The sequence below is a fragment of the Streptomyces sp. NPDC055078 genome (genome assembly GCF_053607985.1).
The window spans coordinates 21,293-33,615 of sequence record NZ_JBSGUP010000018.1; the positions used below are offsets into that span (position 1 = coordinate 21,293).

The following is a 12,323-nucleotide window of genomic DNA, read 5'->3' on the forward strand; positions in this document are numbered from 1 at the left end:
GCCCTCGGTCGGCGCGGTGCCCTGTGCCGCCCTAGCGCTAAACTGCTAAGAGACTTAGCAGAAGTAGAGCAGGGGAGTCCGCCGTCAGATGAGGGTCATGTACGAGGCCGGGCCGTCTGCCTGGCCGGTTCCGGCGTCAGCGCCGGGAGAGATACGCGCCAAGGGCGCGATGCAGCGCGCGGTTCAGGGCCCCGGGCAGCGGGAGGTCCCACTCACCGAGGGTCTCGGCCACCTCGCCGCCCGTGCCCAGTTTCCAGCGCATCAGCCCGAAGGACCGGTCGGACGGATCCAGTGTGTTCGGCACGCCCCTCATGTCGTACACCTCGGCGCCCTGGGCCACGGCGTCCCGCATCATGCGCCACTGGAGGGCGTGGCTGGGCCGTACCTCGCGGCGGTGGCTCGCCGAGGCACCTGTCTGGTACCAGACCCGGTGCCCCGCGGTGATCATCGTGTGGGCGGCGAGTGTCTCATCCCCGTACCGGGCCAGATAGAGCCGCATACGGCCCGGCTCCTCCTCGTTGAGCACCTGGTACTGGCGCTGGAAGTACTCCAGCGAGCGGCCGAGCGAGAAGCCGTCGCGCTGCTCGGTGATCTTCAGAAGCCGGTGGAAGTCCGGGAGCCGGCCGGCGTCCGCGATCTCCACCGACACCCCCGCCCGGGCGGACTTCCTGATGTTGCGCCGCCACTCCTGGTTGAAACCGGACCACACATAGTCCAGCGTCCTGCCGCGCAACGGCACCTCGAAAGTGTGACGGGGCTGGGCATCGGCGGCGCAGCGCCGCCAGCCGGACTCCCGCAGCCGCTCGGCTACCGACGCGCCCAGCGGATCCACCCGGTCGGGCAGTGCGTCACCGATCCTGCGGCCGGGCCCCGCCACCGATTTGAGGCACGAAGCGCTCCAGCGGCGGACAGACAGCGGCGGACCCATCCGCACCGCGAACGCCCCCGCGTCCAGCAGATGGGCGAGCAGGGGCTCCAGCCAGCCGTCGAGGTCGGGCGACGCCCAGTCGATCACCGGGCCCTCGGGGATGTACGCGAAGGAGCGCGGCGACCCCGGAACCCGCCGGTACAGCACCAGCGCCGCGCCGGACTGCCGGCCGGCGGAGTCGAACCAGCCGAGGCGCTGCGAGTCCCAGTCCGCTTTCACCCCGGCCCACGAGCCGTGCTGAAGGAAGCTCACCCTGCCGGGTTCTCCCGATCGATGCCGGGTTCGGAGAAAGCCGCTGTGGTGCTCGGCCGATGTCGGCACCACCCGCATGGTCCGCTGCGGATTCCGGGCATGTGTCGTCATGGTCACGCGTACGACCCCCTGAGGACGAAGTACTTCCCTCCGGCTGGAGGGGGCGAGTGCTCCCCGCTTACTGGTGACACGTCCCGGAGGCCGGGCCGGTGACAGGGGACCTCACCCGGGGGCGGGCGGGCCCGGAGCCGGTGGGGCCCGCCGCGGGACACCGGGAGCCTGCCGCGGAGCGGGCGGGCGGTGCGGCGATGGTGCTCGGCTCGCTCGTCTCGCGCCTCACCGGCTTCCTCCGGGGCGCGGTCGTCGTCGCGGCGCTCGGTACGGGACTGGTCGGCGACGCCTTCACCGTCGCCAACACCGTCCCCAACATCCTCTACATCCTGCTGATCGGCGGTGCGCTCAACTCGGTGTTCGTTCCGGAGCTGGTCAAGGCGGCCAGTGAGCACGCCGACGGCGGAGCCGCGTACACCGACCGCCTGCTCACCGCGTGCGCCACCGCCCTGCTCGCGATCACCGCCGCCGCCGTCCTGGCCGCACCGTGGATCGTCGGCGCGTACACCGACTACACGGGCGCCCAGAGTGAACTCGCCCTGTCCCTTGCCCGGTTCTGTCTGCCGCAGATCCTCTTCTACGGAGTGTTCACCCTGCTCGGCCAGGTCCTCAACGCCCGCGACCGCTTCGGCGCGATGATGTGGACCCCGGTCCTCAACAACCTCGTTGTGATCGCCGTCTTCGGGCTGTATCTCGCAGTCGCGGCGGACGTCTCCGACGCGTCCGGGATGAGCGACGGGCACATCCTGCTGCTCGGTCTCGGCAGCAGCGCCGGGATCGCCGTCCAGGCGCTGGCGCTCATTCCGTCACTGCGTGCGTCCGGGTTCCGATGGCGGCCCCGCTTCGACTGGAAGGGATCCGGGCTCACCCGCCCGATGCGCGCGGCAGGGTGGACCCTCGCGCTCGTCCTCGTCAACCAGGCCGCCTACTGGGTCGTGACCAGACTCTCCACCTCGGCGGGTGTCCAGGCGGCGGCCGATGGGGTCACGGCGGGCGTCGGCTTCACCGCGTACACCAACGCCTATCAGCTCTGGGTGGTGCCCCAAGGGGTGATCACCGTCTCGCTGGTCACCGCGCTTCTTCCGGCCATGAGCCGGGCCGCCGCCGCCGGGGACACCGGGAGCCTTGCCACGGGCCTCAGCCGTGGACTGCGCACCTCGGCGATCGCGATCGTCCCGGCTGCTGTGATCCTGCTGGTGCTCGCGCCCCAGATCGTGGGCGTCGCCTATCAGTACGCCCGGGTCGACGAGGCCGACGCACGGGCGATCGCGCTCGTGCTGGCCGCGTTCGCCCCCGGCCTCCCGGCGTTCGCCGCGCAGTACGCACTGGCCAGAGGCTTCTACGCACTCTCCGACACCCGCACCCCGTTCTTCCTGACGCTGGTGATCGCCACGCTCAACGCACTCGGCACGACGGCGGCGTACCGGTACCTGCCCGCGCGTCATGCGGTGGCGGGGATGGCCGCCGCCTACGCCGTCGCGTGTCTCGCGGGTGTGCTGTGCACCGCGTGGGTGCTGCACCGGCGGCTGCGGGCCGCGGACCGGCGGGGGCGCGGCCTGCGGGGGCGGCGGGTCATGAGCACACATCTCGCGCTCCTCGTGGCATCCGTGCCGGGGGCACTGGTGGCGTACGGGGCGGGCATCTGGGCCACCCGTACCTTCGGATCCGGCCCGCAGGGCGACGCGGTCGGTCTGGTCCTGGGAGCCGCCGCGGTGGTGGTATCGGCGCTGGCGTTGTCCGGGCCACTGGGCATCACCGAGGTCACAGACCTCGTCGGTCGACTGTCGCGCAGGTCCGGCGGACCCGGGCGGCACCGGCAGACGTCGGACCGGTGATCCGGGTGAGCCGGTGGACAACTGTGGCGGGACCCGCACCGGCTGCCGCCTCTGGTGCCCCGACCACCGTGCGCGAACACTTCGACGCCTACTACGCCTCCCGGGCGAGAACACTGATCGCCGGGGTGTACCGGGTGACCCGGGACATGACCGAGGCCGAGGACGCCGTGCAGGAAGCCTTCGCGCGGGCGTGGCCGCACTGGGAAAGGCTGACCGCCGGTGGCGACGATCCGACACCATGGGTCCGCACCGTCGCGATGCGGTGCGCCGTCAGCTCCTGGCGCAAATCCCGGAACCGTGGGCGTGCCCACGTCCGGCACGGACCGCCCCCCGATCTGCCGGCTCTGGGACCCGACCACGTCGCCCTGGTCGAGGCGTTGCGGACGCTCGGCTCGGACCAGCGCCGGGCCGTCGTTCTGCACTATCTGCTCGATCTGCCGGTCGCCGTCGTGGCCGAGGAGACCGGCGCGACCCCGGGGGCGGTCAAGACGCGGCTCAGACGTGCCAGGGCCGCCCTCGCCGCCCACTTCGCCGAGCGGGGCGCGGAGGGCACCCGGGTGTGAGGAACGAAGCACAGTGGTCCTCGGAATCGGTCCGGACGGTCGCCGACGCGACGGCGACAGCGGAAGCCGCGGCTACGCGGTCACGGTCCCAGCCGAGGCACGGCGAGGGGGCTGAGCGCGGAAACTCGACGTGAACGCCCGTCTACTATGCATCGAGAGCGGATCAGCGGAGAGGAACGGGCCATGCGCCGGCTGGGGGAGCTTGAAGCGGAGATCATGGACCGCCTCTGGAGATGGGACCGCCCCGCGACCGTGCGTGAGGTCGTCGACGACATCAATCGGCACCGGGAGGTCGCCTACACGACCGTGACCACGGTCACGACGATCCTCTTCCACAAGGGCCACCTCACGCGGGCCAGGGACGGCCGGGTCTGGCTGTACAAGGCCACTCGGACCCGCGAGGCGTACTCGGCCGCACTCATGGAAGACGGCCTGGAAGTCAGCGAGGACCGGCCGGCGGCCCTGGTCCAATTCGTCGACAACCTCGCCGACGACGAGATCGCGGCCCTGCGGAGGGCATTGCGGAACCGCGAGCGACGGGCGAAACAGTGAACGCGGCCCCGGCCCTCCTGGGGTACGCGGCCGTGGTGGGCGTCGCTGCCCCACGCCTCATGGTGCGCGGCGCATGGCCGCACCGGGCACCAGCCCTTGCGGCAGCGGTCTGGCTCGCCCTCGTGCTCTCCTTCACGCTCGCCACCGCGCTCGCCGCTTCCCAGCTGGCCACCCCCACCGAGCACTTGCACGCCGGACTCATCGGGCTGCTGCACGCCTGCGGCCTGGACATCGGATCCGCGGCACCCGACCCGACCACTGCCGACCGGCTGGCTCTGGCGATGCCCCTCGCCGTGGTCGCCGCCTTCGCCGGCGCTTTTCTCTGCCACCTCACGCGGGCGGGACTCATACGTGCCCGGCACCGCGACCGGCTCGACAAGGTGGGGGTGCGCTGTGACCGCCTGCGGGCGACCGTCCTGCCGCACGGCACCCCCGCCGCGTACTGCCTACCGGGCTTCCGCTCCCGCATCGTCGTGAGCGAGGCTGCCGTGCGACTTCTCACGGAAGAGCAACTCGACGCCGTCCTGGAACATGAACGGGCACACATCGCCGGCCGTCATCATCTGCTGATCGCGGCTGCGCAGGCATTCGCCACGGTCTTCCCCTGGGTGCCACTCGCGCGCCGGGCACGGGAGGAGCTGGCCGTGCTGCTGGAGATGGCCGCGGACGACCGCGCGCTGCGGAGCCACTCGCACGAGGTCCTCGCGACCGCGATGTACGAGATGGCTGCGGGCCGGGCCCCGAAGGGTGCGTTCGGCGCGGGCGGCTCGACGGCCCTCCTCCGTATGAAGCGCATCCTCGGCCCGCGCCGGGCCCCTCACCCGGCACTCTGGGGCTCGTTGGCCTCGGTCGCCCTGACCGTCCCGCTGCTGCCGCTGCTGGTCGCCTGCCCGCCCGGCGTCTGACCGCAGACCCACCAGCCCCAGCACGGTTTCTCCTGACCTCCCGGTCCGGGCGTGGCCGCCCGCGCCCCACGGCGGAATGCGAAGCAAGAATCTCAACTTAGCTTCTAAGTAAAATAGTAGTCTATGATCGGTCTCGCCGTCGGCCGGTCGATCCGAGCGGGCTCCCCCGTCATGGCCTGCCAATCGGCCGACGGCACCCCTCTCCCCAGGAGTACGTTCATGCGCAGCTGGCCCCTCCGGAGGTGGGCCGTCGCTGCGGCGGTGGCCCTGCTCACCGCAGTCGTGATCGGTGTGCCCACGGGCGTCGTCCCGTCGCCCTTCTACACCCGCATGACGCCCGTCCTGTGGTGGAACTACCCGGTGTGGATCGTGAGTTCCCTCCTTGAGGGGCTGCTCGTCGCGTCGTATGTCCGCGTGGGTCCCCGCCCGGCCGTCGAGGAACACGCGCAGGCTCGCCCCCAGACCGCCCGCGCCTTGGGGGCCGGTCTGCTCTCCGCCTTCGCCGTCGGCTGTCCCACCTGCAACAAGCTGGTGGTGCTCGCGCTCGGCATGAGCGGCGCCCTGTCCATCTGGGCCCCGCTGCAGCCCGTTCTGGCGCTCGCCTCGGTGGGCCTGCTCGCGTACGCGCTGATCCGCCGACTCCGTACCGCCGAGAATTGCCCCGTACCCTCATGACGCCCGGCGATCCGGGCGGTGCGCGGTCTGGGCGTCACGTTTCATCCATCAGTCACCAGTGCCTGCTCGATGCCCGGATCCTTGGGCCCCAGAAACCGGGGGTCCGGCCGCAATGCCGCGTTCAGTCCGGCCGAAGGTCGTCCCGGAGGTCGGCACCCGGGAGCCAGGCGCTACTCGCAGCGGCGGCGTCACCTCGTAGTCGTGCCGTAGCCACGCGCTCACGTCCGGCCGACACCCGCTGCCGCTACGATTCCGCTCGTGACGACCACCGCCTTCGCCCGCCTCAGGCTGCTGCCTGTGCTGCTGGTGGCATGTGTCGTCACACTGTGCCTGACCGAGCTGGCCCGACCGGCCGTGGCCATGCCCAGCACGACCATGTCGGGCGTGCCCGGTTCGACGCAGTCCATGGGCATGGAGCCCATGCCGACCGGGTCGCACCAGGCCGGGAAGAGCGCGGCTCCGTCCGTGTCCGATGTCCACGGCCTTGAGCAATCGTGCCCGATGCCGTGCGCAAGCGACTGCGCGCAACCCTCCGTCTTGCCGGTCGGTGGCGAGCAGACCGGGTACGCCCACGGCTTCGACGGGCCGGAGCCCGCGTTCATGCAGCCGGGGCCACCGCGTCCCGGTGTGCCACCCCCGCTCGCCCAGCCCTCCACTCCTGAACTGACCCGTCTGTGCGTCAGCCGGACGTGACGGCGCCCCGTCCGTGGAACCCCTTCCTCGGACATACCGCCCTCACGTCCATTCGGCACGAGAGCCAGTGCCGCCTTCTCTGCTCAGGAGTTCCCGACGCATGCCTTTGTCCACCGCCCTGTTCGTGACCGGTCTCACGACCGGCCTGGTCGCCGGTGGTGCCTCATGCGCCGCCGCCCAGGGGGGTCTGCTCGCGGGTGCGGTGACCCGCCGCGCCTCCGCTGCCCCAGGCCACACCGACGTTCCCGCCACAGCAGCGGCACGCCGCCCCGCCGGGAAGCCCGCACCGGTCTCTCCCCCGACCAAGCCCAAGACGCTCGCGCCCGTCGGCGCCTTCCTCGCAGGCAAGCTCGTCTCCCACACCGTCATCGGCGCACTGCTCGGCGTCTTCGGTGACGCCCTTCAGCCCACCCCCCGCGCCCGGGCCGTGATGCTCATCGCGTCCGGCGTGCTGATGGTGCTGTTCGCGCTCGATCTGTTCGGGGTCAAGGCGGCGGGCCGTTTCGTGCCCCGGGCGCCGGCCTCCTTCGGCCGGCTGTTCCGGCGCAGTGCCAGGACCGAGTCCCTGGCCACGCCGGGCCTGATCGGTCTGGCGACCGTCCTCATCCCGTGCGGGGTCACGCTGTCGGTGCAGCTGATCGCCGTGACGTCAGGGTCCTGGATGGCCGGCGCCGCCGTGATGGCGGGGTTCGTCCTCGGTACGGCTCCGCTGTTCGCCGTCCTCGGCTACCTGTTCCGCCGCACCAGCTCGGCGCTCTCGGGCCAACTGGCCTCGCTCACCGGCATCGTCGTCCTCATGATCGCCGTCTGGACGGTCGCGTCCGGGCTCCAGGCGGGCGGCTGGGTCAGCCTGTACCAGGGCGGTGCGAGCGCGTCGGCGGCTGCTCCCGTCTTCTCCATCGAGCCCGGTTCCCCGGACAGACAGGCGGGCGCGGACGGCGCACAGCAGTCAGTCCCCAACGATCCGCCCGTCCTGGTCGACACCTCCGGCCGGCAGGTGATCACCCTGACGGTGACGGACTTCTACCTCCCCACCCGGTTCACAGCGAAGGCAGGACTGCCCACCACGCTCGTCCTGCGCGGCAAGGACTCGGGCGGCTGCGCGCGGGCGTTCACCATCCCCGAACTCGGCGTCCAGGAGATCGTCAAGCAGAACGGCGACACCGAGATCGACCTCGGAACGCGTGACGCCGGGGAACTCCGGTTCTCCTGCGCCATGGGCATGCAGAGCGGTGCCATCGATTTCGGGAAGGTGTGATCATGCGACTGTTCGGCGGCAGGAAGAGGCAGGAGTCCGGGGGGCCCGAGGTGGTCCTCGAAGTCGAGGGGATGCACTGCACGAGCTGCGGCCTGCTCATCGACCACGAGCTGGAAGCGATCCCCGGCGTGCGCTCGGCACGAACTGACCTGCGCAGCGGGCGCAGCACGGTCCGGTTCGAGGAGGGCGCGGCCGTGGACACGAGCGCGCTGGTGGCCGCGGTGCGCCAGGCAGGCGAGTACGAGGCGCGGCAGGTCGTCTGAGGCCGAGCAGACGACTGCCCGGCCCGGGAAACCCGGCCCCCGGGAAACCCGGGCCGGCAGTCGTCTTGGACACGGACATCGACTTGGACACGGACATCGACCTCGTACCGCTTGTAGCGGCCGGTCTCCGCCGACACGCAGGCTCTTCTTCCCGCCGAGCCACTCGTCGAGCCAGTCCCCGACCATGGTCCGGGCGTTGAGGGGCTGACCGGCCTTCAGCCGCTCCCGCACGCCTGCGCAACACGGGTCCCGCCGCACCACGGGTCCCGCCGGGCCCGGCGGCCACGCCCGCCGCCGGACTCCGCCGTGTGCTGGGCGCCGCTCTCTCCCGCTGAGCCGAATGGCGCGGGCAGCGGGCCCCACATGCCCCTGAGGTCAGCGCCCCTGTGGTCGGTGCCCCCGGTCGGTGCCCCTGCGGTCTGCCCGCAACGCCCCTCGGTCTGCCCCGCCACCTCTGTATCGACCGTGAGGACGCGGAGATCCTGAGGACCTCGATCGAAGGTAAAGACAAGGATCCGGAACGTTGACCACGCCCCAGGCCCACCCGCAGGCGCCGAATGCCGAGCCGCTCGGCGTACCGTCCGGCGAACCCCGGCCCCGGCGTCGGCGGGTCACCCGGCGGGGGCTGCTGAAGGCCGCGCTGATCGGGGTGCCGAGTGTGGCGGCGCTGGCCGGGGGAGGATACGGCTGGATGTGGCTGACCGCCGACGTGAACACCGTGGGGCAGGTCAGGTTCGCCAACCGGCTGGCGATACCGCCGCTGGCGGCGAGCCGCCGGGACGGATCGGGGCGCCGGGTCTTCGGACTGCGCGCCACGACGGGCACCCGACGCATCCGTTCCGGGTCGGCGACCCCCACCTGGGGCTTCGACAACGGGTACCTCGGCCCCACGCTCCGGGCCACCCGCGGTGAGACGGTCGTGGTCAATGTGCGCAACGACCTGCCGGAGACGACCTCGCTCCACTGGCACGGCATGCATCTGCCCGCCGTGATGGACGGCGGGCCGCACCAGCCGATCCGGTCGGGCTCGACCTGGTCGCCGACCTGGAAGGTCGACCAGCCGGCGAGCACCCTGTGGTACCACCCGCACCCCCATGGGGCGACCGCCAAGCACGTCTACCGCGGGCTGGCCGGGCTCTTCATCCTGGACGACCCGGGGGCGGGAGAGCCCGGACTGCCGAGCCGGTACGGGGTGGACGACATCCCGGTGATCGTGCAGGACAAGAACTTCGGCGACGGCAACCGGTTCGACGAAGGCCAAGCGATGTTCGGCGGCATGGGGATCATGGGCGACACGATCCTGGTCAACGGCACGTTCGGGCCCTACCTCGATGTGACCACCCAGCGCGTACGGCTCCGGTTGCTCAACGCCTCCAACGCGCGGACCTACCGCTTCGTACTGTCGGACAGACGGCCGTTCGCGCTCGTCGGCACCGACGGCGGGCTGCTGCCCGCCCCGTACACCACCGAGCACATCGAACTCTCACCCGGCGAGCGCGCCGAGATCGTGGTGACGTTCCAGCCGGGCGAGCGGGTGGTGCTCCGCAGCGATCCCCCCGATCTCGGGGAGGTCGGCATCACCCGCTTCGTCGGCGGCGACGACACGTTCGATGTGCTCGAATTCCGTGCGGCCGACCGGCTCACCCCCTCTCCCGCACCGCCCGGCACTCTTGCCGAGCGCCCCCGACTCGGCTTGCCGGGCGGTGCGGGTACCCATGTCGATCGACGCTTCGAACTGGGCGACACCCAGATCAACGGCAAGGCGATGGACATGAGCCGGATCGACTTCGAGGTCGCCAGGGACACCACCGAGATCTGGGAGCTGTCCAACCTCGGCGACAGTCCGCACAACTTCCATGTCCACGACACCCAGTTCCAGGTCCTGTCCGTGGGCGGTGAAGCGCCGCCGCCGGAGCTGAGCGGCTGGAAGGACACGATCTTCCTGCGGGCGGGTGAGCCGGTACGGGTGGCCGTGCGCTTCGGCGACTACGCCGACCCGAGGACCCCGTACATGTTCCACTGCCACATCCTCTACCACGAGGATCAGGGAATGATGGGCCAGTTCGTGGTCACCGGGCCGGACCCGGCCCCGGCCGGGAAGGGGCGGCCGGACCGGACCCCGTCCGCCTCTCCGGATCCCGCCGCGGGGCACGACGGCCACCGCGAGTGAGACCGGCGACCGGCGAGGTCACCACCCGCCCGGCCAGCACCGGGCAACCGCCACCGCACCGCCCACAGACCGCGTCAGATCCTCCCGGCCGCGGATCCATCAGGCCACCACAGGATCGGCATCACCGTTGAGGATGCACCGGGGAGTCGAAGAGCGCCCCGCCCGCGACAGCCCGAGCGCTGACGAGCGCTGACGAACGTTTACGAGCGCTGATCGCCGACGACCGGCTCGCCGTACGGTTCACCGACGACCGGGCCACCGTACGGTCCGCCCTGCGGCTCGTACTGCCCGGCGGACCCGACGCCAACAGCCTCCCCGCCGCCCAGTTGCCCGCACTCGTCGATCCGGCGGCGGCCGCGACGAGTTGATCAGCGCCCTGGCGGAGCGATCCTCGCCGTACGGTGTCCGCTCCCTTTAGTCGGCTAGTCGGCGGATCTTCGCCCAGCGGTCGGATCCCGGCGCGTACGACATCCACCCGGGCCCGCGCCGACGGATCGGCGACCACCTCACCAGCGTGTACCCCGACCCGGGCCGGGCCGGCGGCACGGAATCTTTGGGTGGTGGCGTGGTGTTGGCCACTCTGTGGCCTCCGGTGCCGGAGCGGGTGTTCCGTCGGCCTGCTCTCCCGGGGACCGGTCCCGCAGGGGTAGGCGGGGTAGGAGGGGTAGCAGGGGGAGGAGGCGGAGGTCTTGCGGAGGCGACGTGTCGAGCTTGACAGCTTCGTACGGCGCGGAAACGATCTACTGCAAACGGGGAGGAGCCATCACGCCATGCACTGGTCTGACGCTCAAACCGAACCGGATGACCCCCAGGGCGGGACATATGCCTCGGCTGTCGCCGGTTCTCCAGCAGGGAGCAGCGCCCTCCGCTTGCGGAGATTTCGCGAACTGCCCCTGACAGCAAACGGATGGGACACCGCCGTGTCCCGGTGCACGTGCCGCCGTCGTGCCGGAGCCCGCACCATGCCGTGATGAGCGGCCCGCGTTCCGTCCTGTGCCGACCCGAGAGCCCGGTCACGGCAGGGCTGTCGCAGGCCGGTGCGAGACGATCGCGTGACTGCATGGGCCATCGGCCGTACGACGGTGACGACGCGGGAGCCGGGCGATTGACTCCGCCCTTGCCCGCCCACGTTCAAGACCATTGCAGGGGGAAACGTTCGACATGTTCTTATTCACCCAACTCGTGGCCGTGATAGCCCTGCCGGCGATGTTCGCCGCCTACAATTTCCGCTCGCGGGGCGTGAGCACGCAGCACCGGGCGTCGGCCGAGCCGCTGCCGACCGCCCGGCCGGACGACGCTTCGACGGACCTGTTGGAGCAGTCCTCCGCGCGGAGCGGCGCCCCCAAGAGCCTCGTCCGCACCCTTCAGGGCCGGGGAATCCGGCCCGCGCACGGCCGTCCGCCCCAACCGATGTCCGGTGGCCGGTATCGCGACCTCTGCGGAGTGAACGACAACGCGCACCTGGACGAGAGCATCGGAGACCTGGTCCGCAAATACAGCGACATGGTCGACCACGAAATACTGATGATGATTCCTCAGCACTCCAGGAACATCAGAAACATGAGTACACAGAACGCGCTGGAACTTGTGCTGGAGCCGCCCGGACGTCAGGCGCGGTTGTTGTACGACTGGGGAATTCTCCAGCAGGACCGGGAGCTTATCAGCGGCGGGGACATCGACACCAGTGGGCTGGTCGGGGCCGAGGCGCGGGTGTCGGAGAATGTGCCCGGCTGGCTGGTGATCTTCGATCGGAAGACCGCGCTGATTCCGGCCGACCAGAGCAATCCGCGCAGTGGTTCGATCATGATCCGTAATCCCGTGGTGGTGAACAGTCTGCGCTCCGTCTTCACCACGGTGTGGCTGAGCGCGGTACCGCTGGACTCGACGGCCACCACCGCGCTCAATGTCCGTGACCGCGAGATTCTGCGCCTGATGAACAGCGGTCTCACCGACAGCGCCGGGGCGCGGACCCTCAATATCTCGCTGCGCACCTATCGCCGCCATGTGGCCGACATCATGCGGACACTGGGTGCCGAGAGCCGGTTTCAGGCGGGGGTCGCGGCCCATCGCCTCCGCTGGCTCTACTGAGGCCAGGGGGGCCGGAGTTGAGGCCCGGGG

General features: G+C 70.9%; 11 protein-coding genes. 10 read left to right on the top strand and 1 reads right to left on the bottom strand.

Annotated features, from left to right (window positions below; all coding sequences use genetic code 11):
• Window positions 1-136: 136 nt before the first annotated feature.
• Complete coding sequence (locus ACWF94_RS03170) at window positions 137-1,291, bottom strand: lipid II:glycine glycyltransferase FemX (protein ID WP_453484146.1); 1,155 nt, start codon at window positions 1,289-1,291, stop codon at window positions 137-139.
• 197 nt (window positions 1,292-1,488) lie between these two features.
• On the opposite strand from ACWF94_RS03170, the gene murJ reads away from it, so the two are divergent.
• The 10 genes from murJ to ACWF94_RS03220 all read left to right on the top strand — a co-directional run bounded on the left by murJ (window position 1,489) and on the right by ACWF94_RS03220 (window position 12,293).
• Window positions 1,489-3,126: a murein biosynthesis integral membrane protein MurJ gene (murJ, locus tag ACWF94_RS03175; protein ID WP_453484163.1), complete on the top strand. Its 1,638-nt coding sequence runs from the start codon at window positions 1,489-1,491 to the stop codon at window positions 3,124-3,126.
• Between the two features lie 68 nt (window positions 3,127-3,194).
• Entirely contained in the window at window positions 3,195-3,689 is a 495-nt protein-coding gene (locus ACWF94_RS03180; protein WP_453484147.1) for a sigma factor-like helix-turn-helix DNA-binding protein, read from the top strand.
• Window positions 3,690-3,872: 183 nt separating this feature from the next.
• Complete coding sequence (locus ACWF94_RS03185; RefSeq protein ID WP_453484149.1) at window positions 3,873-4,241, top strand: BlaI/MecI/CopY family transcriptional regulator; 369 nt, start codon at window positions 3,873-3,875, stop codon at window positions 4,239-4,241.
• Entirely contained in the window at window positions 4,238-5,146 is a 909-nt protein-coding gene (locus ACWF94_RS03190) for a M56 family metallopeptidase (protein ID WP_453484151.1), read from the top strand. The genes ACWF94_RS03185 and ACWF94_RS03190 overlap by 4 nt, the downstream gene beginning before the upstream one ends.
• Window positions 5,147-5,365: 219 nt before the next feature.
• On the top strand, window positions 5,366-5,821 hold the full coding sequence (locus ACWF94_RS03195; RefSeq protein WP_453484152.1) for a hypothetical protein: 456 nt from the start codon (window positions 5,366-5,368) through the stop codon (window positions 5,819-5,821).
• Between the two features lie 258 nt (window positions 5,822-6,079).
• Window positions 6,080-6,514, top strand: a complete 435-nt coding sequence (locus tag ACWF94_RS03200) for a hypothetical protein (RefSeq protein WP_453484154.1) — start codon at window positions 6,080-6,082, stop codon at window positions 6,512-6,514.
• Between the two features lie 100 nt (window positions 6,515-6,614).
• Window positions 6,615-7,772 (top strand): urease accessory protein UreH domain-containing protein, encoded by a 1,158-nt coding sequence (locus ACWF94_RS03205; protein WP_453484156.1) that lies wholly within the window; start codon window positions 6,615-6,617, stop codon window positions 7,770-7,772.
• A 2-nt stretch (window positions 7,773-7,774) separates the two neighbouring features.
• The gene (locus ACWF94_RS03210) at window positions 7,775-8,035 is read left to right on the top strand and encodes a heavy-metal-associated domain-containing protein (protein ID WP_453484158.1); all 261 of its coding nucleotides are present in this window, start codon (window positions 7,775-7,777) and stop codon (window positions 8,033-8,035) included.
• Between the two features lie 523 nt (window positions 8,036-8,558).
• Window positions 8,559-10,205, top strand: coding sequence for a multicopper oxidase family protein (locus ACWF94_RS03215; RefSeq protein WP_453484159.1), 1,647 nt, complete (start codon window positions 8,559-8,561; stop codon window positions 10,203-10,205).
• A gap of 1,161 nt (window positions 10,206-11,366) precedes the next feature.
• Window positions 11,367-12,293: a LuxR C-terminal-related transcriptional regulator gene (locus ACWF94_RS03220; RefSeq protein WP_453484161.1), complete on the top strand. Its 927-nt coding sequence runs from the start codon at window positions 11,367-11,369 to the stop codon at window positions 12,291-12,293.
• Window positions 12,294-12,323: the final 30 nt, after the last annotated feature.

What these genes read in the sequence shown, in the direction of transcription:
- ACWF94_RS03170 (WP_453484146.1), bottom strand. Translation starts at nt 1,291, where the DNA reads ATGACGACACATGCCCGGAATCCGCAGCGGACCATGCGGGTGGTGCCG.
- ACWF94_RS03210 (WP_453484158.1), top strand. Translation starts at nt 7,775, where the DNA reads ATGCGACTGTTCGGCGGCAGGAAGAGGCAGGAGTCCGGGGGGCCCGAG.
- murJ (WP_453484163.1), top strand. Translation starts at nt 1,489, where the DNA reads ATGGTGCTCGGCTCGCTCGTCTCGCGCCTCACCGGCTTCCTCCGGGGC.
- ACWF94_RS03195 (WP_453484152.1), top strand. Translation starts at nt 5,366, where the DNA reads ATGCGCAGCTGGCCCCTCCGGAGGTGGGCCGTCGCTGCGGCGGTGGCC.
- ACWF94_RS03220 (WP_453484161.1), top strand. Translation starts at nt 11,367, where the DNA reads ATGTTCTTATTCACCCAACTCGTGGCCGTGATAGCCCTGCCGGCGATG.
- ACWF94_RS03205 (WP_453484156.1), top strand. Translation starts at nt 6,615, where the DNA reads ATGCCTTTGTCCACCGCCCTGTTCGTGACCGGTCTCACGACCGGCCTG.
- ACWF94_RS03185 (WP_453484149.1), top strand. Translation starts at nt 3,873, where the DNA reads ATGCGCCGGCTGGGGGAGCTTGAAGCGGAGATCATGGACCGCCTCTGG.